This is a genomic window from Acrocarpospora corrugata (assembly GCF_009687845.1).
Lineage (GTDB): Bacteria > Actinomycetota > Actinomycetes > Streptosporangiales > Streptosporangiaceae > Acrocarpospora > Acrocarpospora corrugata.
The window spans coordinates 1-22,436 of record NZ_BLAD01000118.1; the positions used below are offsets into that span (position 1 = coordinate 1).

26 protein-coding genes and 1 pseudogene are annotated in these 22,436 nt (G+C 66.0%); 14 read left to right on the forward strand and 13 right to left on the reverse strand.

The window, feature by feature from the left end; all coding sequences use genetic code 11:
- A partial coding sequence (locus Acor_RS43835) for an AtuA-related protein (protein WP_422664867.1) occupies positions 1-496 on the forward strand: 496 nt, incomplete at its 5' end.
- A gap of 70 nt (positions 497-566) precedes the next feature.
- Here Acor_RS43835 and Acor_RS39300 read toward each other — a convergent pair.
- Positions 567-1,559 (reverse strand): T3SS effector HopA1 family protein, encoded by a 993-nt coding sequence (locus tag Acor_RS39300; protein ID WP_155341854.1) that lies wholly within the window; start codon positions 1,557-1,559, stop codon positions 567-569.
- A 100-nt stretch (positions 1,560-1,659) separates the two neighbouring features.
- On the opposite strand from Acor_RS39300, the gene Acor_RS39305 reads away from it, so the two are divergent.
- Complete coding sequence (locus Acor_RS39305; protein WP_155341855.1) at positions 1,660-2,907, forward strand: hypothetical protein; 1,248 nt, start codon at positions 1,660-1,662, stop codon at positions 2,905-2,907.
- Here the strand turns inward: Acor_RS39305 and Acor_RS39310 are convergent.
- Positions 2,889-3,863: an alpha/beta hydrolase family protein gene (locus Acor_RS39310; RefSeq protein ID WP_170317330.1), complete on the reverse strand. Its 975-nt coding sequence runs from the start codon at positions 3,861-3,863 to the stop codon at positions 2,889-2,891. The two genes, Acor_RS39305 and Acor_RS39310, sit on opposite strands and share 19 nt — an antisense overlap.
- Complete coding sequence (locus Acor_RS42670; RefSeq protein ID WP_170317331.1) at positions 3,853-4,029, reverse strand: hypothetical protein; 177 nt, start codon at positions 4,027-4,029, stop codon at positions 3,853-3,855. Before Acor_RS42670 ends, Acor_RS39310 begins: the two co-directional genes overlap by 11 nt.
- A gap of 330 nt (positions 4,030-4,359) precedes the next feature.
- Between Acor_RS42670 and Acor_RS39315 the strand changes: the two genes are divergently transcribed.
- The 3 genes from Acor_RS39315 to Acor_RS39325 all read left to right on the forward strand — a co-directional run bounded on the left by Acor_RS39315 (position 4,360) and on the right by Acor_RS39325 (position 7,316).
- Positions 4,360-5,241 (forward strand): sensor histidine kinase, encoded by an 882-nt coding sequence (locus tag Acor_RS39315; RefSeq protein ID WP_155341857.1) that lies wholly within the window; start codon positions 4,360-4,362, stop codon positions 5,239-5,241.
- Positions 5,238-5,912 (forward strand): response regulator, encoded by a 675-nt coding sequence (locus Acor_RS39320; RefSeq protein WP_155341858.1) that lies wholly within the window; start codon positions 5,238-5,240, stop codon positions 5,910-5,912. Before Acor_RS39315 ends, Acor_RS39320 begins: the two co-directional genes overlap by 4 nt.
- 192 nt (positions 5,913-6,104) lie before the next feature.
- Complete coding sequence (locus Acor_RS39325; RefSeq protein WP_155341859.1) at positions 6,105-7,316, forward strand: exonuclease domain-containing protein; 1,212 nt, start codon at positions 6,105-6,107, stop codon at positions 7,314-7,316.
- Here Acor_RS39325 and Acor_RS46570 read toward each other — a convergent pair.
- Positions 7,300-7,869, reverse strand: a complete 570-nt coding sequence (locus Acor_RS46570) for a CARDB domain-containing protein (protein ID WP_155341874.1) — start codon at positions 7,867-7,869, stop codon at positions 7,300-7,302. The two genes, Acor_RS39325 and Acor_RS46570, sit on opposite strands and share 17 nt — an antisense overlap.
- Before the next feature lie 394 nt (positions 7,870-8,263).
- Complete coding sequence (locus tag Acor_RS39335; RefSeq protein WP_155341860.1) at positions 8,264-9,067, reverse strand: hypothetical protein; 804 nt, start codon at positions 9,065-9,067, stop codon at positions 8,264-8,266.
- 513 nt (positions 9,068-9,580) lie between these two features.
- Here Acor_RS39335 and Acor_RS39340 point away from each other — a divergent pair.
- Genes Acor_RS39340 through Acor_RS39350 form a run of 3 tightly spaced genes read left to right on the forward strand, consistent with a single transcriptional unit; the run spans position 9,581 to position 10,860 of the window.
- Complete coding sequence (locus tag Acor_RS39340; RefSeq protein ID WP_155341861.1) at positions 9,581-9,757, forward strand: hypothetical protein; 177 nt, start codon at positions 9,581-9,583, stop codon at positions 9,755-9,757.
- 17 nt (positions 9,758-9,774) lie between these two features.
- Positions 9,775-10,074 carry a hypothetical protein gene (locus Acor_RS39345; protein WP_155341862.1) on the forward strand — a complete coding sequence of 100 codons (300 nt, stop codon included), beginning with the start codon at positions 9,775-9,777 and terminating at the stop codon, positions 10,072-10,074.
- Between the two features lie 42 nt (positions 10,075-10,116).
- A complete protein-coding gene (locus Acor_RS39350; RefSeq protein WP_155341863.1) occupies positions 10,117-10,860 on the forward strand; it encodes an SAM-dependent methyltransferase in 744 nt (247 codons plus the stop codon).
- Between the two features lie 81 nt (positions 10,861-10,941).
- Here Acor_RS39350 and Acor_RS39355 read toward each other — a convergent pair whose 3' ends face one another.
- The 3 genes and pseudogenes from Acor_RS39355 to Acor_RS45210 all read right to left on the reverse strand — a co-directional run.
- A complete protein-coding gene (locus Acor_RS39355) occupies positions 10,942-11,589 on the reverse strand; it encodes a response regulator (protein ID WP_155341864.1) in 648 nt (215 codons plus the stop codon).
- Complete coding sequence (locus tag Acor_RS39360; protein WP_246239774.1) at positions 11,586-12,035, reverse strand: sensor histidine kinase; 450 nt, start codon at positions 12,033-12,035, stop codon at positions 11,586-11,588. The genes Acor_RS39355 and Acor_RS39360 overlap by 4 nt, the downstream gene beginning before the upstream one ends.
- A pseudogene (locus Acor_RS45210) lies at positions 12,036-12,287 on the reverse strand (histidine kinase); the annotation flags it as partial. It lies immediately after the preceding gene.
- Here Acor_RS45210 and Acor_RS39365 point away from each other — a divergent pair.
- From Acor_RS39365 to Acor_RS39380, 4 genes are all read left to right on the forward strand, one after another.
- Positions 12,192-13,421 carry an ArsB/NhaD family transporter gene (locus Acor_RS39365; protein WP_246239771.1) on the forward strand — a complete coding sequence of 410 codons (1,230 nt, stop codon included), beginning with the start codon at positions 12,192-12,194 and terminating at the stop codon, positions 13,419-13,421. The pseudogene Acor_RS45210 and the gene Acor_RS39365 sit on opposite strands and share 96 nt — an antisense overlap.
- Before the next feature lie 46 nt (positions 13,422-13,467).
- Entirely contained in the window at positions 13,468-14,595 is a 1,128-nt protein-coding gene (locus Acor_RS39370) for a sensor histidine kinase (RefSeq protein WP_155341866.1), read from the forward strand.
- Positions 14,592-15,248, forward strand: a complete 657-nt coding sequence (locus Acor_RS39375; protein WP_155341867.1) for a response regulator — start codon at positions 14,592-14,594, stop codon at positions 15,246-15,248. The genes Acor_RS39370 and Acor_RS39375 overlap by 4 nt, the downstream gene beginning before the upstream one ends.
- A gap of 101 nt (positions 15,249-15,349) precedes the next feature.
- Positions 15,350-16,336: an NAD(P)-dependent alcohol dehydrogenase gene (locus Acor_RS39380; protein ID WP_155341868.1), complete on the forward strand. Its 987-nt coding sequence runs from the start codon at positions 15,350-15,352 to the stop codon at positions 16,334-16,336.
- A 2-nt stretch (positions 16,337-16,338) separates the two neighbouring features.
- Here Acor_RS39380 and Acor_RS39385 read toward each other — a convergent pair whose 3' ends face one another.
- Entirely contained in the window at positions 16,339-17,379 is a 1,041-nt protein-coding gene (locus Acor_RS39385; protein WP_155341869.1) for a right-handed parallel beta-helix repeat-containing protein, read from the reverse strand.
- Positions 17,380-18,082: 703 nt separating this feature from the next.
- On the reverse strand, positions 18,083-18,877 hold the full coding sequence (locus tag Acor_RS39390) for a maleylpyruvate isomerase family mycothiol-dependent enzyme (protein ID WP_155341870.1): 795 nt from the start codon (positions 18,875-18,877) through the stop codon (positions 18,083-18,085).
- A 161-nt stretch (positions 18,878-19,038) separates the two neighbouring features.
- On the opposite strand from Acor_RS39390, the gene Acor_RS39395 reads away from it, so the two are divergent.
- Together Acor_RS39395 and Acor_RS39400 are read left to right on the forward strand one after the other, a co-directional pair.
- Positions 19,039-19,365 carry a putative quinol monooxygenase gene (locus Acor_RS39395; RefSeq protein ID WP_155341871.1) on the forward strand — a complete coding sequence of 109 codons (327 nt, stop codon included), beginning with the start codon at positions 19,039-19,041 and terminating at the stop codon, positions 19,363-19,365.
- A gap of 21 nt (positions 19,366-19,386) precedes the next feature.
- Positions 19,387-19,926: a GNAT family N-acetyltransferase gene (locus Acor_RS39400; RefSeq protein ID WP_155341872.1), complete on the forward strand. Its 540-nt coding sequence runs from the start codon at positions 19,387-19,389 to the stop codon at positions 19,924-19,926.
- Here the strand turns inward: Acor_RS39400 and Acor_RS39405 are convergent.
- The 3 genes from Acor_RS39405 to Acor_RS39415 all read right to left on the reverse strand — a co-directional run.
- Positions 19,870-20,742, reverse strand: a complete 873-nt coding sequence (locus Acor_RS39405) for an SDR family NAD(P)-dependent oxidoreductase (protein ID WP_218034786.1) — start codon at positions 20,740-20,742, stop codon at positions 19,870-19,872. The genes Acor_RS39400 and Acor_RS39405 overlap by 57 nt on opposite strands.
- Positions 20,743-20,862: 120 nt before the next feature.
- On the reverse strand, positions 20,863-21,378 hold the full coding sequence (locus tag Acor_RS39410; RefSeq protein ID WP_218034787.1) for a TetR/AcrR family transcriptional regulator: 516 nt from the start codon (positions 21,376-21,378) through the stop codon (positions 20,863-20,865).
- A gap of 125 nt (positions 21,379-21,503) precedes the next feature.
- On the reverse strand, positions 21,504-22,436 hold a 933-nt coding region (locus Acor_RS39415), incomplete at its 5' end, for a DUF1152 domain-containing protein (RefSeq protein WP_308805721.1).

Here is a 22,436-nt window from a genome sequence, read left to right on the forward strand (position 1 = left end):
CACCCCCTCCCAGCCACCAACTGAGACCGCCCCCACAGATCTGTCGCCCATAGCGTCGTCGCCCGCGAATCTGTCGCCCGCAGCTCTGTCGCCCACAGCGTCATCGCCCGCAGCTCTGTCGCCCGCAGCGTCGTCGCTCGGGCCTCTGCCTCCCGCGCCCCCGGGCACCACCCGTCTCCCCCTGGGCCGAATCGCTGGCGCCCGCTCCGGCGACAAAGGTGGAAACGCCAACCTCGGCGTCTGGGTCCGCACCGACGAGCAATACGCCTGGCTCGCCCACTTCCTAACCGTGGAAACCCTCAAACACCTACTCCCAGAAACCACCCCCCTCACCATCCACCGCTACGACTTCCCCCACCTCAAATCCCTAAATTTCGTCATAACCGGCCTCCTCGGCGAAGGCGTAGCCTCCTCCACCCGCATGGACCCCCAAGCCAAAAGCCTCGGCGAATACCTCCGAGCCAAACTCGTCGACGTACCCATCGAACTGACGTGAACCTCACCCGCTCTCCGGGCGGCACTCGACGACGAATTCGACCAGGCGAACCACGCATTCGTGGCAGGTCTCACGGCAGCACGAATGCTGGGACATGCCGGTGCGAGCGACCGGGTTGAACCCCGCGGCTGACCAGCCGCGCGTAGACCGCATCGATGAACGTGGGCTTGTCGACGGACACGCCCCGTTGCTTGAAGTCCTCCATCACGTCGTCGATCATCCCGGCCCGGGTCTGGGTGAAGCTGCCCTCCAGAGTGGGGACGAACATCTTGGGCTCCTCGGACCAGGCGACGCCCGGGGCCACCTGCGAATAGAAGGGTGCGAACGTGTTGCGAGCCTCGCCCGATCTGATGGAGTCGCGGATATTCGAGACGAGGGCGTCGCCCACCGTGTCCGCGCCGTCCGACGAGGTGTCGAGGTTGTAGTACACGACGAGCTTGTCGTGCTTCACCCCGTCCTTCTCGCGTGCGAGACCCTGCGTGACGTTGAGTGTGCCCCGCAGATAGACCTTGAACTTCATGAAGTGGTCCCGGACGCCGGGATCGCCGAACATGGTCTGAAGACCCTCCGCGACCCGCAGCCCGGCTTCTTGGGTGGCGACGTTGACCACGAGCCTCCGGGCGATGTTGTGCGTGTCCTTCGCGCGGTACCGGACGTTGGTGACGTGGAAGTAGTCGCCCTTCTCGAAAGCCCGGTCAACGTTGGTGCCGTTCCGCTGCGTCGTGAGCATTCGCCCGGCGACAGGCCCGACGAACCGCTGAAATTCCACCTCCGAGAGAGGCTCATCAAAGTAGGTCGTGTCCCCGCGACCGAGGAGTCCATACACGTCACTGAGTCTCGCCGGAGCATCGGCTTCTCTCAGGAACCCCTCCTCGTAGAACTCGTCATAAACGTCACCCAGCCAGATCCTGTCCGTCATGTCGTTACGCGCACGCCGACTCGAATCCGACTCGCCGTCACCCTCCCCACTTTCATCCAACCGCTTCGTCTTCGACAGTAAACTCTGGCCCTTTCTGTCCTCCCTGAATCCGTCAGAGCCGCCTACCACCTCCATCTCGTCCATACCGTCCGGGGGATCCGGAAGATCCAGATCGATCGGCGGGATATACCACCGAGTAGCCATCTGTGGCGGGTCATCACCGCGCTCAGGAGAACCGGACAACGTGAGCGCGGCAGTGGGCAGAGCCGAGCTCGTCGTCGTGGTCGGGGTGGCTGAGGTCGTGGTGGTGGTCGGAGTGGTTGAGGTCGTGGTTGACATGGTCGTCGTCATCGTGCCGGTCGTCGATGTGGTCGTGGTCGAAGTACTCGCCGGAGCAGCCGTCAGGCGGCGCGGACGCGGGGACGGAACATCCCGCCCGATGGGCACGCCGACGCCCCGGACGGGCGGGCCGACGGGCGCTCTCGTCGAAGTGCCGAGCAACGGCAGCGTCCCAGACAATCCGGCAACCTGCCCCCCGCCCGATGCCAACCCAAGGCTCGGCTTCGGCCCAAGGCTCGGCTTCGGCCCAAGGCTCGGCTTCGGCCCAAGCGCCGGCTTCGGCCCGAACGTTGGCTTCGGCCCAACGCCGGATGCCAACCCAGTGCCCGACGCCAACCCGCGGACCGGTTTCGACACGACGGCCGGTGTTGGGAGGAGGGTCAGTTTTGCGGTGGTTGGCCGCTTCGGTGCTGGTCTGGTGGGTGGGGGCTTGAGGAGGCCCGCAGTCTTGGGGGTCGTAGCGCTGCCTGGCGCCCGGACGGGGGTTGGCCGATCCGGTTTGGGAGGCAGCCTGACTTTGCTGGTGGTCGGCACCCTGGGGGCGGCGACCGATCGCGCCTCGGCGGTGGCGGACACGGTCGGGTGCCCGGTGTCGCGGGTGCGGACCCTGGCTGCGGATGCGCTCGGCGGCCCTGTCGTCAACGTTGCGGTTCGGGTTCCGGATTTGGGTCCGGTTCCACGCGATCCGGTTGTGGCTCCTGTCTGGGGCGTGGTGGCTGGTGTTGCGCCCGGGGCGATCGCAATGCGGCGAGGCACGGTCGTCGTGCGAGTGACGGCGGTAGGGGTCCTGGTCGGCGCGGGCGTGGTCTTGGTGCGAGAAATCGCCTTCGCGGTGCTGGAAACCGTCGGCCGAGAGGCCGTTGAAAGCGCGGGGGTCGGCGTGGCGGTGGACGTGGAGGGGTCGGTGACGGTCTTCGCGGTCGTGGTCTTGGTCGCGGTCGTGCCGGAGCCTCCGGCCTTCTTGCGGGACTTTGTGGGCGTCTTCGCACCGGTTCTGCGGAGCATGCTGGTCCCCCTGCGGGCCACGGATCAGAGCGACTCATGTTCGCGTACCTGTCAGACGGCACTACCTACCGCCGCAGCCACAAATTGGAACCTTCCACTACTTGAAAGGCACCGGAAGCGAGGACCGCTTCAGCCACGCCGCCGCTGACAAACGAGGCGGGAAGAACAGCTGTCACCCTGAATGACGTACGACTTCGGGGAAGTCTGGGGTGGGTCTGTGCTGGTGGCGTAGGTGGCGGTCGAGGAAGGCCGCCACGTGGGTGCGGGTGATTTCGATTGCGCGGGGGCCGGGGAGGGCCGGGGTGGGGAGGCCGACCTGTTCGCGGAGGATCGCATAGTCAGTGAAGGAGGATCAGTGAAGGAGGAATGGTCGGCGCCGGTGACGGTCAGCCATTGATTCGCGCCTTTCAGGTGCGGCCAGGCGCTGTCCCAGCTTGTGTCGCGGCCGCCGGGACTGTGGCCGGTCGTGGTGCCGAACATCATGAACGGCCTGGTCAGGGTTGGCGCTTCGGGGAGGAATGTGCCGTCGAGGTTCACGCCTACTCGAACGCGTTGGTCGGCGGCCATGGTGTGGGCGGCGCTGTTGCCGCCCATGGAGTGGCCCACCATGGCGATCTTGCCGATGCGGAGGCCCAGGGGTGCCCGCTTGAGCAGGTGATCGAGGACGAAGGAGATGTCGGCCACGCGAACTTTCGCGACGCGGGCGCCGAGTTCGTCGGTCTGCTGCTGCCGGCAGACCACGCAGGTCGTGGTACGGCCGTCCGGAAAGGTCGTGGCCACGGACTCGTAGGTGTGCTCGACGGCGGCGACCAAGTAGCCGCGGCTGTCCAGATCCTCGCCCAGGGCGGTCAGCGTCGCCCGGGGGAACGTGAAGCCGGGCGACATGACGACCAGCGGGAGCGAACGGCGCGATGGCGGGGCGCCGACGCGGGCGTGGGTTCGGGTCTTCGCGATCGTGTCGGGCGGATGGTTCTCGCCGCCCGGTACGCCCCTGAGGATGAGCGCCGACTCCTCCGGAGTCACATACCTGGCGGTAGTCCCCTTCTTGGCGGTCGCCGGGTACCACAGCGAGACCATGAGCTGGCGCGGCCCGTCAGCGGGCACCCAGGGATCCGGCCGCGACCGATCCACCAGGTGCATCGAGGCGGCCCCGACCGGGTGCCTTTCCGGTGGGTCTGGGCAGCTCCAGTCGGCGTTCGCTGTGCGCTTGGGCCTGGGTCGCGGGAGCCAGCAGCCCGGCGACGATCACGGCGATCGACAGAAATTTCATGCCTTAACCGTCCCGCCGCACCCGTGGTCCTGGCCCGACCCGAACGGCGATCCCCTTATGCGACTTTCGAAGGGGGTACCCGGTACCACCGGTGGAGACGACGACACATGACAGCGTCCTACGCTCGGGATATGAGCAGATATATGCCGATCCTGCTGAGTATCGGGGTGTTCGGCCTGTCGCTGTTCTCCACGTCCGGAGCTGCCGGACTCGCGTCCGACCTGCCGCTCCCGATTTTGGTGGCGGTCGCGGCTGCCTGCCGTGGCCGCGTTCGACGCCCGGCGCCGCTTGTGGCCGCTGTTGTCGGTGGCGGCCATCTCATATGTCTGGTTGGCGACTTGGCCCGCCCTGGTGGTCGCCTCCTACTACGCCGGCACCCGAACCCGCCACGACATCCTCATCCACTCCGCCGTCTCCGTCGTCACGTTCAGCCTCGCGGTCACCGTGGCCACGGCAACCGGCGGTTACCGCGAAGTCGTGATCGCCGGTCCGGTCAACCTGATCCTGCTCGTGATCGCTTTGGTCGCGCTTCCCGTCATCGCCGGCATGTGGGTACGCGCGCGCCGCCAGGTCCTGGAGATCCACACCGACCAGGCCAGGAAACGGGAACGCACCCGGATCGCGCGGGAAATGCATGATGTGGTGGCCCATCGAGTGTCGTTGATGGTTCTGCACGCGGGAGCACTCGAAATGAACGCCCCCGATCCCCGTACCGCCGAGGCCGCCATGCTGATCGGCGGAATCGGCCGGGAGGCGTTGACGAATCTCCGCGATGTTCTGGGAGTTCTTCGTTCGCCGGACGAGGTGGCCTCGCTCAGCCCGCAGCCCACCCTCGCCGATCTCGACATCCTGCTCGATCAATCAAGGGCCTTGGGTATGACCATCACGCGTCATGACGGCGGTGCTCGCCGGGGGCTTGATCCCACCGTTGAGCGCACGGCGTACCGGGTGATTCAGGAGGCGCTCACCAACGTGCACAAGCACGCGGGCGACGCGAAGACCGACATTTACCTGACGACGGACGAGGACAGGTTCGAGGTCGAGGTGCGCAACCGGAGACCGGTCGGCGGCAGGCCGGGGCGGCCCCTTCCGGGCACCGGCTGGGGGTTACCCGGGCTGCGCGAACGGGTCGAACTCACCGGTGGGACGCTCAGCACCAGCCCTACTCCTGATGGTGGTTTCGCGCTGCGTGCCAGCATTCCGATCGCATGATCCGCGTCCTCATCGCCGACGACGAGGCGCTGGTGCGCTCGGGGCTGCGGCTGATCCTCGAATCCTCCGGCGGGATCTCGGTCATCGCGGAAGCTCGCGACGGCGCGGAGGCCGTCGGGTCCGCCATCCGGCTGCGCCCCGACATCGTCCTGATGGACGTCCGGATGCCCGGCACCGACGGTCTGGCCGCCGCCGCTCAGCTCACCGCGCTGCCCGACCCACCCAGAATCATCATGCTCACCACGTTCGACGCGGACGAATACATTCACCAAGCCCTGCGGCTGGGCGCGGTCGGCTTTCTGCTCAAGGACATTCCGCCACGCGACCTCATCGCCGCCATTCACACCGTGGCCGACGACAACGCCATCCTCTCCCCTGCTGTCACCAAGAAGCTCCTCACGAGTTTCACCACCAGACCCCCTTCCACGGCCGCCCGCCGCCGCCTCGCCCGCCTCACTCCGCGCGAAACCGACGTCATCCGCTCGCTCGCTCAAGGCCAATCGAACGCCGAAATAGCCCGGCGGCTCTCCTTGACGGAACCCACCGTGAAAGCCCATGTCAGCCACATCCTCGACAAGCTCGCGCTGACCAATCGCGTCCAGGCCGCCCTCCTGGTCCACGACGCCAACCTCCGCTGGCCCCCGAGCAATTGGCATATCCCCCCAAACTAGGAAATATTGGGATCTTCCTCCAAGCTTCCCCAATTTCTCACGCGGTCGACTACGCTTGCGGGCTATCGCAACGCGGGTCAATTAGCGCGAAATCCCACTCGGCCTTGGAATTGGAGCGATTCGCGGACACTGAGGATCTAGTGTCGTTTCTCGTGCCATGATTTATCCCGGATAAATCATGAGGAGGAATGAATGCCCGTCGGCTATGTCGCAATTGACGTGGAGACCACAGGCTTACGGCCTTCCCGGCACGATCGGGTGATCGAGATCGGCGTAGTCCATCTGGACCCGGCCGGACAGGTGACCGGCGAATGGAACACGCTGGTCAACCCCGAACGTGATCTCGGCCCCCAGCACGTCCACGGCATCACCGCCGCCGACGTCCGGCACGCTCCCACGTTCCCGAGCATCGCCGGATCGCTGTCCATCCTGCTGCAGGGTCGCGTGCCGGTCGCGCACAACCTCGAATTCGACCTGAACTTCCTGCGCTACGAGTTCGAGCGGCTCGGCACCCCGATCCCGTTCCCGGACGGCGTCTGCACCATGCGAGAAGCCCGGCAGTTCCTCCCGCAAGCGCCCAGGAACCTGGCCGGCTGCTGCGCCGTCGCCGACATCCCCCTCGATGGCCACCACAACGCACTCATCGACGCCCGCGCCGCGGCACAACTTCTTCGCCACTATCTGGATTTATCACACCCCGGCGATCCCTGGCAGTCCGCTCTCCGCGCCGCGTCCGAAACACCGTGGCCGCCCGTGTACGGCGTCGCCGCCCCCTGGGTCCAGCGCGGCGTCTCGGCCGAACGCGAAGACCACTTCCTGGCCCGGCTCCTCGACCGCGTCCCCCAGTCACCGCAACCCGTGCAAACCGACACCTACCTCGCCCTGCTCGACCAGGTCCTCCTGGACCACCACATCTCGGCCACCGAAGCCGACGCACTGGTCAGCCTGGCCAACAGCCTCAAACTTTCCCGTACGGATCTGGACCAGCTCCACCGCGACTACCTCAAGGCCGTCGCCCACGCGGCCCTCGCCGACGGCATCGTCACCCCGGCGGAACGCCACGAACTCGAACTGGTCGCCAACCTCCTCCGGCTACCGCTCACCGCGATCGACGACGCCATGGCCGCACCTCGGATCGACGTACCCCGCTACGAATTACGACCGGGCGACCTCATCGTCTTCACCGGCGAGATGGACGACGGCCGGGAGTCCTGGGAGCGACGCGCCCGCCAGGCCTCCTACCTCCCCCACCCGAACGTGACGAAAAAGGTCCGCCTCGTCGTCGCCGCCGACCCCGACACCCTCTCCGGCAAGGCCCGCAAAGCCCGCGCCTACGGCATCCCGATCGTCACCCCGGACGCCTTCGCCCGCATGCTCACCCGCTCTCCTATGAAGGCGTGGTGACGCACGCATAGGGCGTCCAGGTGGACTGTCCAGCCGCGTTGAAGGAACTCACAGCCAGGCACATGTACTGACCAGCGTGGAGTCCAGACCATGTGTAGGAAGTCGTGTTGGCGGCCACCTTGAGGGTGACGTTTCCATTGGTTACGTAGAAGCCCGTTTCATTGCTGGAGGTGTCGTGCCAGGTCAGCTGGATGCTTGAGGAGTTCAGCGTGGTCGCCGCCTGGTGAGTCGGCGTCGCTGGAACTCCGGATGCCGGATGGTCGCCACCTCCGTCGCCATTACCATCGGGTGCGCATGATCTCACGATCAATTTGACGTACAAGGAATTATTTGTCCGGTCGCGGTCCGGCACCTTCTTCTTCGGATCGACGACCAGTTTGACGACATGGTCGCCCGCAGGTATGTGTGACCATCTGCATGTCTCGGTCCGGGATCCCCCTGCTTTCAGTCCGGACCTGCTCCACACGTGCGGCTTGTCGTCGATGACCCATTGATACGTGAATCGCGGGCTGGCGCCGGAACATGGGACTGCTGACGCAGATGATCGACCCAGTGCCTGAGTGTAGCCATTATTCGGAGAATGGGAAGCCCTACGTCACCGCCGCTTCCTGTGCGATTGATTCAGACATTCGGGTATTTGTGTGCCGGATAGAACACGACTGGGCAGACGCGGGACAAGCGTCAGGACCCTAAACAGAGTTCTTTATTCTGGGGCCAAGGCCGAAGGCAACCCGCTGGCGATTTCCTGTTCGACCAATCCCCCCCACAGGGAGACGAGAGGAACCGGCCCAGACGATCTCGCTCCACGAAAGAATTGTCCCGGCAATCGGGCCGCGGCCATCAGCCGAATTCACCTCCGCGCCCGATCTGTGACCTGGTCACCGATTCGAGCGACACGCCGGTACTTCAGCGACGACGCCACCGTCACCCACTACCCCCGTAAGCGCTCAGACGCGACGGATTGAGTCGGCGTCGTCCTGCTGCCGGGTCGCGGGCCTTTCCGCACCTGTGCCGACGCGGGTGCCGCCCATGGCCGCTTCGGCCTGGAGGAACGCTCGGAAGAATATGACGCAGGGTTTTCCTGAGCGCTTGTAGCCGAGGGCGAGGTTCTCGGCGGCTCTGCGCAGCTGGATGCCGTCGAGGCGGAGGGCGGCGGCTTTTTCGACCTTGCCGGTGGCTTTTCCTCGCCAGAATGCGGCCATGTCCAGGAGGGTCTGCTTGCCTTCGGCGTCGTCGGGCTTGAGGGATGCTTCGCAGGCGAGCAGGATGGCCGCCTGGTAGGCCGCGTTCGCGTCGCCCATGCCGGCGCGGCGGAGAATCGCGGCCCCGCTTCTGCCCCAGGCCCTCGGCATCCGGAACTGGATCGGCGGGATCCGCTCGATGCGGACTTCGTCGGGGTTCGGTTCGAGAATGTCGCCCGGCGTCCAGCGTTGCGGGCTCAGGTACGGGGAGCCGCCCATTTCGATCATGGCGGCTTTCCACAGCTTGCCGAACTCGTCCATGAGTTCGCTGGGTGCGGGGACGACCAGGTCATTGTGAGCCGCCAGCCGGGCACACACGGCCACAAACGTATGAAAGAACTGCCAGTCGGGCAGCTTGCGGCACTTTCCGCCCAGGACGTCGGAGACGGTGGACTTGGGCAACCGCCGCCATGCGTCGTAGACGCCGGCCCGCTGCTTCTCCTCGATGAGGTCGACCGCGACTCGCTCGACCGTGGCCAGGGTGGGGTGACCGGCCTCGATGTGGAGCAACCTCGTGCGCTCAAGTAAGTCGTGCAGACAGTGCCGGCTTGCGCTCGCTTCACTCATGAGCCAGATCCGTTTCGGAACGCGACCACAACGGTCAAACGGCGAGTAAAAGGCACGTAAGACACGCCAGCCCCTCGCTCACCAAGAACCTCACCGGCACACCCGGTGTCATATGTCAGGCTAGTCGCTCTTGACATACCGTGCACCGAATTCCCGATTTCAGCTTTTCGGTCACTCTAATCAGGATAAATCCGCATCCGTCTATCCCCAGCCGGAAGCGTCCGACTGCGTCCGGGTATGTCCGGAGGCGTTCGTGGACGTCCATGAAACGGCGATTATCATCCGGATTTCCGGGACCAGTGGACCCCGCCGCCGTACGAATGATAGAAAGATCGCCACGTTGCTCCCGGCCGCCATTCGAGGGTATTTCGAATTCCCGCCACACGCAATGCGATGAACGCTGTCGCGGCAAACGGAGTACGTCGCGAAATCTCCCGAGCGAAGAGGCATAAGGAATTGTCACGACTAACGGCTCTGATCATCGCCGGCCTGGTCTCGGCCGTGCTGGCCCTGTGCTGCTACATCCTCAGCGTGAATTCCGGCATGACGCCGCCGTCCGCGATCCTGGCCGCCGGCGGCGCATTCCTGGCGGTGGCGACGCTGACCATCCTGGTCCTCGAATACCTCCGATAGCGCGGGAAAGGATTGTCTTGACCGGAACACCGCTACGGCTGGCGGAGGTGTATCCCCAGCTCACCGCCACCATCACCGCGCTCCTCGGGGCGGACCCGCTGGCGGCGACCGTGGGCGATCTGCCGTACCTGGGCAGATGCACCTGCACCCCCACCTGCGCCCATCTGCTGACCGCGCCCCCGGGCACGCCGGGGCCCCGCGTGGTCCAGCTCGAACGTGATGGCGCCGACGTCATCTGGCTCAGTGTCAGCCCGTCGGGCACGGAAATCGTCGGCGTCGAAGTCCTCGACGAGATCAGCCATGCACCAGCCGGCTAAAACGACTGGTGCGACCCCCGGGAAATGCGACAGATTGACCCAATGGAACGCCAGCTCATCAGCCATCTCGCGCACCGGGATCACCCCATCGCCGCCCCGGTCTCCGGTGCCCAGATCGCCCGGCTCCTGCGCCGCGCCCGGCTCCCCGAGTCGGCCAGGATCCTCGACCTCGGATGCGGGGAGGCGGCCTGGACCCTGCGTGCGCTGGCGCTCTACCAGGACGCGACCGCCGACGGCGTCGACCTTTCCGCCCACGCGATCAAAGCCGCCGAACAGGCCGCGGAAGCCTACGGCGTCTGGGAGCGCATCCGGCTGCACGAGTCCGCCGCCGCCGACTTCCCCGTCGCCGAGCAGTACGACCTGGTGCTCTGCGTCGGCGCCAGCCACGCGTTCGGCGGTCTCGTCCCCACCGTCGAACACGTCCGCCGCTACCTGCGCCCGAACGGCCTGGCCCTGGTCGGCGAAGGCTTCTGGGAGCGCGAACCCACCCAGGAAGCCCTCACCCTCCTGGAAACCGACGCCTCCGAGTACGCCGGCCTTCCCGCCACCGTCGCCGCGGCGGAATCCGCCGGCTTCAGCACGGTCTACGCGTACACCAGCGACCAGTCCGAATGGGATGACTACGAGTGGTCCTGGACCGGATCGCTCCTCCGCTGGGCGAACGAGAACCCCGGCCCGGACGCCGACGCCGCCAGAGCGGCGGCACTGGAACACCGCAACATGTGGCTGAACGGCTACCGCGGCATCCTCGGATTCGTCACGCTCCTACTCCAGCGCACGGGCTGAACGACCCCTCGGATTCGCCACGCTCTCTCCGGTACACCGGCCAAACCGGCTCGCCCCCACTCCAGCGCGCCGGCCGCCGCCTCAGGGTTCGACCAGGCCGGCGCGGATAGCGTAGCGGGTGAGTTCGAGGCGATCTCGCATGCCGAGTTTCTGCAGGATGTTGGCACGATGCCGGTCCACCGTCTTGACGCTGATGACCAGCGTCTCGGCGATCTGCTTGGCCGAGTTGCCTTCGGCGATGAGTTTGACGATCTCCTCTTCCCGGGGGGTGAGGATGCTGTCGGGGATCCGGCTGCCGTCGCGGTCGCGCTGGAGGTAGTCGCGGATCAGCGCCGTGACGGCTCCCGGGTAGAGGAAGGGCTCGCCGCGCATGGCCGCCCGGCAGGCTTCCAGCAGGTCCTGATCGGCCACGGATTTGAGGACATAGCCGGAGGCGCCGGATTTCAGCGCCTCAAAGAAGTACTGCTCGTTGTCGTACATGGACAGCATGAGGATACGGACGGCCGGAACCCGCCGCGAGATCTCCCGGGCAGCCTGGAGCCCGGTCATCCGAGGCATCGCGATGTCGAGAATGGCCAGATCGATCTGCCCGTCAACGGCGGCTTCGACCGCTTCCGCGCCGTCGGCCGCCTCCGCGACCACGGTCAGATCCGGTTCGGCGTCGAGGATCAGGCGCAACCCCCGGCGAACCAGCGCGTGATCATCCGCCAGCAGGATCCTGGTCGTCACAGGCCCGGCCTCCGCTCTGGCACGACGAGTTCGAGCTCGGTGCCGGTCGAGGTGAAGTTCACGGTCAGCCGGGCCCCGATGAGCAGGGCGCGTTCCCGCATGCCGCGGATTCCGGCACCGTCGGGCGCAGCCGTACCGATCCCGTCGTCGACGATTCGCAGGGTGAGCGGCCCCGGCCCTGCCGTCAGCGACAGGCTCACCCGGGAAGCCCCCGCGTGCCTGGCGACATTGGTGAGTCCTTCCTGCGCGATCCGGTAGATCACCAGTTCCACGTCCGCACTCAACCCGGGCAGCTCAGGATCCACCTTGCGACTGACCTTGACCCCGCTGAGCTGGGAGAAGTCGCTGATCAACGATTTCAGCGCACTGATCAGCCCGAGGTCCTCCAGCACTCCCGGCCGCAGCCGATGCGCCACCCGCCGAACCTCCTCCAGGCTGGTACGCACAGTCTCCTGAACCGCGTGCAACTCCTCATGCAGCTCATCAGGCGCCCGATCGACCGTACTTTTCAGCCCAAGCAGCACGACAGTCAGACTCTGCCCGATCTCATCATGCAACTCCCGGGCGATTCGCCCGCGCTCGTTCTCCTGTACGGCCAGCGCATGCCCGGCACTCTCCGCCCGCTCCGACTGGTGGCGGCCGGGGCGATGACCGTCCTGGGGCTGACCTCCGGGGCGGGGATCTTCTTCTCCGAGCACGAGGGCATCGACTGGAACGTCATCTTCCTGCTGTTCGGGATGATGATCATTGTTGGCGTGATCAAGCAGACCGGTTTGTTTGATTATTTGGCGATCTGGGCGGCGAAAAGGTCGCAGGGCAAGCCGTACCGGCTGATGGTCATGTTGATGGTGATCACCGCGGTCGCCTCGCCGTTCCTCGACAACGTGACCACGATCATGCTGGTGGCGCCGGTGACGGTGGTCGTCTGCGACCGGTTGCGCATCCCGCCGCAGCCGTACCTGATCGCCGAGATCCTGGCCTCCAACATCGGCGGCGCGGCGACCCTCATCGGGGATCCGCCGAACATCATCATCGGGAGCCGGGCCGGGCTGTCGTTCAACGACTTCCTGGTCCACATGGCGCCGATCGTGGTGCTCATCTTCGTGGTGTTCGTGCTGCTCACGCGGGTGCTGTTCCGGAAGTCCTTCGAATACCACCCGGAGCACGTGGCGGCCGTGATGAAGCTGCAGGAGCGGCGGGCGATCACCGATCCGCGGCTGCTGGTCCGGAGCATGATCGTGCTCGGCGGGGTGACCCTGGCGTTCAGCCTGCACTCGGTGCTCCATCTGGAGCCGTCCATCGTCGCGCTGGTGGGCGCGGGGGTGATGGTCCTGGTGTCGCGTACCGAGGTGTCCGAGGTGCTGCGCGAGGTCGAATGGCCGACTCTGGTGTTCTTCATGGGCCTGTTCGCGATGGTGTCCGGGCTCGTCCATACCGGGATCATCGCCACCATCGGCGGCTGGGTCGTCGCCACCGTAGGGAACGATCCGTTCGTGGCCGCGACCGCGCTGCTGTTCGGTTCCAGCGTGCTCGGCGCCTTCTTCGACAACATTCCGTATGTGGCGACCATGGCTCCCGTCGTCGAGGACATGGTCGCCCACACCGCCGACCCCGCGCAGGGCCAGGCCCTGTGGTGGGCCTTCGCCCTCGGCGCCGACTTCGGCGGCAACGGCACCGCCGTGGCGGCGAGCGCCAACGTCGTGGCCATCGGCATCGCCGCCAGGACCGGCCACCGCATCAGTTTCTGGCAGTTCACCCGGTACGGAATCCTCGTGACGGCGCTCACCACCGTGCTGGCCTGGGTTTACGTGTGGTTCAGGTACTTCACCTGATTCCTATGGCATTTGGGGCGGATTCGGGGTCTCGTACCATGTGTACGTGCTCGCCCTTCTCCGCTCCCTCTGGGACGAGCCCAGTCCCCCCAACCCACCACGGCGGGTGTGGCGGGATTGGGCGCTTGTGTGCGTGCTCGTGCCGGTCGCGGTGCTCGAAGGAGTCCTGCGGCCGGAGCTGCCGTGGCGGGTCGTCGCGGTGCTGCTCACGATCGGGCTGGTGCCGACGTTGCTGTGGCGCCGGACCAGGCCGTTGCTGATGTTCGCGATCATCTTCGGCGCCACGGCGCTGGCCCCGCTGCTGACCGAAGGCGACAGCCCGGAAACGAACACGATGGCGTTCCTGCTGATCGTTCTGTACGCGATGTTCCGATGGGGGTCCGGGCGCGACGCCGCGATCGGGTTGACGATCATGCTCGTCGCGGTGTCCCTGTCGATCTTCTTCGGCCGGCTCGCCCGTACCGACATCGTCAGCGCGTTCGCCGTCATCTTCGCGGCGATCGCCGTTGGCGCGGCCTTCCGGTACCGGGCGCGGGCCCGGATGCGCGAGCTCGACCAGGTCAAACTGCTCGAACGGGAACGGCTGGCCCGGGATCTGCACGACACCGTCGCCCATCACGTCTCGGCGATGGCGATCCGCGCCCAGGCGGGCCTCGCGACCTCGGCTTCGCACCCGGACGCCGCCGCCGAGGCCCTCCACGTGATCGAGGCCGAGGCGTCGCGCGCGCTCAGCGAGATGCGCGCCATGGTCCGCGTCCTCCGCCACCACGCGGACCTGACCCCCGGCCCGAGCATCTCCGATCTCGCCCAACTCGCGAGCCGACCCCGTTCCGGTCCCGCCGTCGACGTGGGCATCTCCGGCGATCTCGACGACCTTCCTCCGTCGGTCGAGGCGGCGATCTACCGTCTCGCCCAGGAATCGGTCACCAACGCCCGGCGGCACGCCCGGCACGCGACCCGCATCCAGGTCCGCGTCACCGCCGACGACACCTCGGTACGGCTCCAGGTCACCGACGACGGCGACGTCGGCGCGGCACGTTCATCGTCCGGCTACGGGATCATCGGCATGATCGAACGCGCTGACCTGATCGGCGGCACCTGCGAGGCGGGCCCAGCCCCTGATCGAGGGTGGCACGTCACCGCCGTGCTCCCCCGGACCGGGTCGGCCGCGTGAGCATCCGGGTGATCGTCGCCGACGACCAGGAGATCGTCCGTACCGGGCTCAGGATGATTCTCGACGCGCAGCCCGGCATCGAGGTCATCGGCGAGGCCGCCAACGGGACGCGAGGCGTCGAACTCGCCCAGCGCCTACGCCCCGACGTGTGCCTTTTCGACATCCGGATGCCCGGCCTCAACGGCATCGAAGCCACCCGCACCCTGGCAGGGCCGGACGTCGCCGACCCCCTCGCCGTCGTCGTCATCACCACCTTCGACCTCGACGAGTACGTCTACGCCGCCCTCCGAGCCGGCGCCCGCGGCTTCCTCCTCAAGGACGCCGGCCCGCTCCTGCTCTCCCAGGCCATCCACGCCGCCGCCAACGGCGACGCCCTCATCGCGCCGAGCATCACCGCGCGCCTGCTCAGCACCTTCGCCCACACGGTGCCCGCCACGCTCCCGGCGCAACCCATCGAGGCGCTGACCGGCCGGGAGGAGCAGGTGCTGGCCACCGTGGCCCGCGGGCGCACCAACAATGAAATCGCCGACGAACTTCACATCACTCTCAGCACGGTGAAAACCCATATCACCAGCCTTATGGCCAAACTCGGCGCCCGGAATCGGGTTGAAATCGCCATGTGGGCGTACGAGACGAACCGCATCAGAAGCTAGTCCGATCTTCTGCGGGTCGGGCGTACTTTCGGCTGATGAGTTCGTTGGGCGGGTCTTCTAACGTGATTTTTACGTTGATACCCACATAAGGAGAGAGTGTGATGAGGGCATTCGTCCTGCGCACCTACGGTTCACCTGACGTCCTGAAACTCATCGATATCGACCAGCCCGTGCCCGGCGACGACGAGGTGCTGGTACGGATTCACGCGACCTCGGTCCAGCCCTACGACTGGCACCACATGCGAGGCGAACCGTACGTCGCGCGGTTGATGGGCGGGACCCTCGGGCTTCGCGCCTCCAAGCTCGACATTCTGGGTGCCGACGTGGCGGGCCGAGTCGAGGCGGTCGGCAAGGACGTGACGGAATTCAGCCCCGGCGACGAGGTCTTCGCGATGCCCAAGAAGGGCGGCTTCGCGGAGTATGTGTGCGTTCGGGAGAGCGAACTGGCGGCGAAGCCGAAGAATCTCTCGTTCGAGGAGGCGGCAGCCGTACCGATGGCCGCCCTCACCGCCCTGCTGGGGCTGCGCGACCAGGGACGAATCAAGCCGGGGCAGCGAGTTCTCATCAATGGGGCTTCTGGTGGGGTGGGGACGTTCGCCGTACAACTCGCGCGGGTCTTCGGCGCGCAGGTCACCGGCGTCTGCAGCACCCGGAACGTGGACCTGGTCCGATCCCTCGGCGCGTACGACGTCGTCGACTACCGCAAAACCGACTTCACCCGGAACCGACGCCGCTACGACCTCGTCGTGGACGTCGCCGGAGGCCGACGAGTGTCGGCCTGCCGGCGCACGTTGACCCCCAAGGGCACCTACGTCGTCGTCGGCGGCCAGGCCGGCCGATGGGTGCAGCCGGCGGGCCAGATGTTCTCGGCCGTCGCCATGTCGCCCTTCGTGTCCCAGCGAATGGCCGTAGCGGACGTGGTCGGCTCCACCCAGAACAAGCAGAACCTAACGACCCTGACCGAACTCATCGAAGCCGGAAAGATCACCCCGATCATCGACCGGAGCTACCCCTTCGAGGAGATCCCCGCGGCCGTCCGATACGTGGAGGAAGGCCACGCCCCAGGAAAAGTCGTGATCACGGTCTGACGTCAGGAACAGCTGCCCTTCTTGAGCAGCGGGCCGCCGATGACCTTGTTGCTGCAGGCGATCGTGTTGCCGCCGACGGTGTCGTTGATGCCGACGCCCCGGCCGCCGGCCAGGTTGATGAGGTTCTTGCGGAAGACGTTCCCGGTGCCCCAGCCGTCGATGATCTCGTGGGTCTGGAAGCCGTCCATGACGGTCTTCTTGCCGGAGTTGCCCTCGATCAAATAGTTGTTGCCCTTGACGTCGACCCAGGAGTCGTTGACCTGGTCGCCGCCCATCACCGAGCCGTCGAAGACGTTGCCGATGATCCGGCCGCCGCTGGTGCCTTCCTTGATGTCGATGGCCTCGGCGGTGGCGCGGATCGCGTTACCGCGGACCAGGTTGTTGTTGCTCTGGTCCATCCGGCCGCCGGAAGCCTGGTTCCAGTTGGACTTGGCCGACCCGAGGTAGACGCCCTCACCGAATTTCGCCCGGCGCAGGCCGGTGTTGTAAATCTTGTTGTACTGCACGATGTTGGCGGAGCTGAAATTGCGCAGGTGAATGGCTTCGTCGCCGATGTTGTAAACGGTGAGACCCTGGATGGTGGAGCCGATGGTCCGGTCCCCCATGACGCCCTTCTGGCTGTTCCGCACGGTGAAGCCCACCAGCCGCCAGAAGCTGGCCTTGTTGAGGTGGAAGCCGTAGCCCTTCTTGACGCCGCCGCCGTCCAGAACCGATGTCGGGGTGCCACACAGATAGATCGGCTGTTGTCTCGATCCCGATTTCTGGGCGACGAACCTGCCCCGGTAGATGCCAGGGCGCAGCCGGATCACATCGCCCGCGCGGGCCGAACTGATCGCCCGCTGGAGCTCATTGGCGTTACCAACGATCTTTGTCGGCTGCGGGCAGCGCACCTTGCCGGGGCCGTTCGGCACGACAAGCGGCGTGGGCGCGGACACCAGCTGTAAGCCCGTCAACTCGGTGCCGCCGGCGCCACCCAGCCAGACCCCCGTGGCCATGACCAACGAGCCGACCAGTCCCATGGCAAGCTTGATATCGACCTTCATCACTTGTCTCCTCCGCCCGAGGCGCAAAAACTCTTGAAGTAGCACTCTGAAACGCGCGATTTGGCTGCTGACCCTGCCATACGGAGCGCTGTCTTCACAAACCTCATCCTCACAGCCGACCGTAGCCCGACTCGGACCTGTTGCTACTCCGTTGTAAAAGCGCCACAAACATCAAACGGCCGGAGTCTGCCCAGTGACCTGCCGGCTGACTCCGGTTTCCAAGGGTGATCAGGCAAGGCGTGCGGTGAGCAGCAATCGTCCGGTGCCCAGTTCGAAGGGGCCACCGTCGAGGGTGCCGTACCTTTCGATGTCGGTGAACCCGGCGTCGGCGCGTAGGTGCCCGAGGTGGGCGCTGGTGTATACGTGGTGGATCGCCGTGGCCCTGAGTTCCTCGGCGCCACGGGTCGGTGTGCATCGATCTGACGGACGATGTCACCGGGCAGCGCGCACAGACGTGACCGGCTCGTTCACCGACGCGGCGAAACGACCGACGATGTCTGGTGGGCCCGGCACGAGACCCGGGCAACCCTCCACAATCAGGTGTCGGGCCTTACCCGACACCTTGGACGCTAGCAAACACCAGCGTGAGCGCCCCAGCCATTTTTCCGGCGATCAGATCCAGGACATAGGTGAGATCTGTCCGCGAACGCGAGCAGGGCCGAGGCATGAGACGGACTCCACCCCAGCCCTTGATCCGCGTGTATCAGAACCCGGGGAAGACCCGGCGCAGGTCGTCCAGGGTGACCGCGTCGCCGGTGAGTTCCACCGAAGCCGGAGTGTGCTCGGGGGCGTGGCGGCCGGAGACCAGGCGCAGCCACCACTCGGCGGGTGCGGTGAGAACCGCGTCCGGCGCGGACGGAACGTCGACGATGGTCACCGCGTCACGGATGTCGAGGCCAAGAGAGCGTTCCGGCGAGGTGAGGCGCACGGCCACGGTCGCCTGACGGCCGTTGAGCCCTGCGGGCTTGCCGAGGAAGCCGACCATGGCGTCGACCCGGCCCAGCAGCAGCTCGACCGTCTCCTGGTCCAGCGCCGCGCCAGGGTCGAGCGCGACCTTGACGTCCCAACTGTGATGGGCGAGCTCACTGAGCCGCATCCCGGTGAATGTGGCCACATCCGCCGGGTCGGACGGCCACCAGAACTGGACGCGCAGGTCCTCCCTCGCCTGTGAGTCCAGGTCCTCGAAGCGACGCACCAGAGTCTCGTTCGTGCCGGCGAAACCCTCCGCCCGCTCTTCGCGTGACATCGCGTCCCAGCGCGCCCACACACCCCGGATGAACTCCATGTCGGGACCGGCGGTGCCGTGCACGGCCGCGTCCAGCGCGGCAAGGTTGATCTCCGAGCTGCTCCCCAGATGGCTCAGAACCTGCGAGATGTCCCACTCCTCGGCCCCCGACTGACGAGCGAGGTCATCGGCGGTGAACCCGCGTACCAGCTTGGCGAGTTCGTCGAGCTCGGAACGCAGCGCCTTGATCGTCCGATCCGCAAGGTCAGTCATGGTGATCTCCTGTTCAGCGATCTATCTGTTTGAACTCCTCAACGCTGAACATCTGGGGCTCCAGGGATCATCCCGGCCCGCTTTTCCCTGCCGCCGGACAACTGGGCTCTGACCTATCGTGGTCATGACCACATGCCCGTCCACAACGAGAGAACCCAACGATGATCTTCATTGCCGTCAAGTTCACCGTCCGCCCCGACCGGAGCGAGGAGTGGCTCGCCCTCGTCGACGACTTCACCCAGGCCACCCGCCAGGAGCCCGGCAACGTCTTCTTCGAATGGTCCACAAGCGTCGAAACACCCAACCAGTTCATCCTCCTTGAGGCCTTCGCCTCCTCAGCGGCAGGCGCGGCACACGTAGGCTCCGAACACTTCAAAACCGCCATGGCCTGGATGCCCGACGTGATCGCGACAACCCCCGAAATCATCAACGTCGAGGTCCCCGGCGACGGCTGGTCCAAGATGGCGGAACTAACCCCCTCCAGCTAGCCACGCCGGGAATGCCATCCGATGCCGCAGCCTGAAACCATCCACACCGGTCGACTGACTCTCATCCCCCTTTCGGTCGAACACGCCGAAGAGATGTCCACCGTCCTGTCCGACCCAGCCCTGCACACCTTCATCGGCGGCACCCCGGCCACCCCTCAGGCCCTGCGCACCCACTACGAACGCCTACTCGCCGGCTCCCCCGACCCCACCGTCTCCTGGTGCAACTGGGTCATCCGACTCCGCGACGCCACCTGCCTGACCGGCACAATGCAGGCAACGATCACCCCGGACGCCGCAGAGATCGCCTGGGTAGTGGGAACCCCATGGCAACGACGTGGCATAGCCACCGAAGCAGCCCACGGACTCATCACCTGGCTAAGAACCCAAGAGATACACACAGTAATCGCCCACATCCACCCAAACCACAAGGCATCCGCTGCCATCGCCGCCGCGACAGGACTCACCCCAACCGCCCAGTCACACGACGGAGAAATCCGGTGGCAGCTAGGTGAGCGGGGCCAGTTGGCGGCTGAGTCCGAGGACGGCCTTGGCCATTCGTGAGTCGGTGACTGGGCGGAAGCGTGCGACGGGACGGGCCTTGGGGCCGATGACCAGGCCGGTGCGCGTGTCGAGTGAGGCGTCGGTTGCGGCGAAAACAGATGGGCGTGCGGCCACTGACGCGGAGCCGGACGTGGCGCGTTCGAAGGTTAGCCGGACCAGTGGCCAGACCAGTCGCAGTCCCGGGGAGACGATCTTGGGGGATCGCATGGTGCCGTCGGTCATCTCCGTGGCCGCGCCGCCGGGATCGGCCGCGAAGACCGAGACGCCGGTGCCTCGCAGCCGCTCGGCCAGATCCAGCGTGTACGCGAGGTTGGCCAGCTTCGCCCTGCCGTACCAGTGGAAACCGTAGTAGCCGCCCGGCGGCTCCACGGCATCGAAAGACCGTTTGGCGACCCGGACCGAGCCTGAGGTGACATTCACTATCCGGCTCGGCCCTCCGGACTTCAGCGCCTCCAGCAACAGCTCAGTCAGCAGGTACGGAGAGAGGTGGTTGACGGCGAATGACGCCTCGATGCCATCCACCGTCTGCTGCCGATCCGCGAACATCGCCCCGACATTGTTCACCAGAACATTCAACGGCCCTTCCCCGGAGAGCTGGACGGCGAGCGCCCGCACGGCGCCGAGTGAAGCGAGGTCGGCCGCCACGAACCTAGCCCCCGGACCAGTCGCCACCGCATCGATCCGCTCGACCGCACGGACACCCCGCTCAGCGTTCCGCCCGACCACGGTCACCGCGTAGCCTCTCGCCGCCAGCCCTTTCGCGGTCTCCAGACCGATCCCCCCGGTCCCCGCTGTCACCACAGCCCGTTTGCCCACTGCTCCACCCTTCGGCCATTACCGGATAGCCATCCGGTTACGGGCCATACCGTAACACAAACGGATTTCTATCCGGTTAGCGAAGCTGGAGGTACGGCTGCGAGTTTCCAGAACCGACCGTCAGCGCGGCGGACGCAGGCCCTCAAGGAGCACATCAAGGTAGATCTCAGCGTTCTTGGCCCTGTCATCGCCGGACCGGACCGCGTGCTCGATCCCGCAGAGCAGCCAGCGAACATCGTCCGCCTCGATGCCATGCCTGATAGCCCCCGCCGACCGGGCTCGATCAAGCAGTTCCGCGACGGCACGATCAAGCTCGGCCTTCATCGCCGAAGTCCGCGCATCGGCATCACTCGCGGATTCGAGCACCGCCGCGAACCCGGGATCATCCAGCGCCCGCCCAAGCGCGAAACGCAACAGACGATGCAGCCCCGCCAGCGCGTCCTCATCGGCCGCCGCAGCCTGCGCCTCGCCGACAAGCTGCTGAAACCGCTCCGCCAACAGCGCTTCCAACAGCGCGTGCCGGTTGGGGAAATGCCGATACACGGTCCCCACACCCACTCCCGCAAGCCGGGCAATGGCGTTCAGCATGAGCGAGTCATCACCCATCGCCAACTGCTCGCGAGCGACTTGCAACACCCGCGCACGGTTACGCGCGGCATCCGCACGCAACGCCGTCCCCCGCTCAGAACTGGGTGTCACGGCCCCAGACTAATGGTCCGCCGACCGACCCCGAGCGGCCATGTCATGCCACGCAACCTCTGTCAGTGCGGAAATGCCCTGGGCGAACGTGGAGTGATCTCCGCGCGGAAACCCTCGATGATCGAACTGATCTGACGCATCAGAACAGTACCTTCGAGACGGTTCAAGTAGAGCGAGCGGCGAGCCAGCGCGTCGGCATCAACGGCGAAGTAGAGGGCCATGAGGGGGTTGATGAACAGCTCGCTGCCGCTGGTACGCGTAGTGAAGTGAGCATCGCCGAACCGCCCCTGCAGAGCAGCGGCGATCGAGCCGTTGACAATACTCGGATGAGCTGGCGCGTCGGCTTGGGCGTAAGCGACGGCGTCCAGGTAGAGCTCGGCTGCCCGGCTGGCGCGCGGGAGAGAGAAAGCACCCAGATACGCCCCATCGCGATCCAGGGCCGCCAGATTCTCCAGCACCTGAACATGATTGACACCGTGATAGGCGTCGACGCCAAACCCCAGACAGACGACGATCTTCTCACTCACGTCCAGACCATGCACGGCGGCCAAACTGGCCATATCTTCCTCCGGCGTACCCAACCCCGCCTCGTCGCCACGCATCAATATGTCAGTCCCACCATCGACCAGGACAATGGCTTCGATGCTCAGCCGGTCCACCAGCACCTGATATGCCGCGCGTAACGGACTTACTCCGACCTTGGGAAACGCGTACACGGTCGAAGGCAGCTCGTGGACTTCGAGCCAGCGAGCAAGCGAGCGCTCTGGGAAGTACCAGTCCCGGGCAGCCGTCTCCGGACCGATCGCGGCCACATCCTGCTCCACCCAGACCCCGAGATCCAGCCCATCCAGCCGACTGAACGACAAATTAGCCAGATGAACCTGCTTGCCCATCTCCCACAGCGCCACCGCAAGCGGAAGCCCGGCGAACACATCGAAACCTCCACCAGCCCCAGCCACCAGGATCCGGTCAGCCCGCTTGAGCCGGGTAAACAG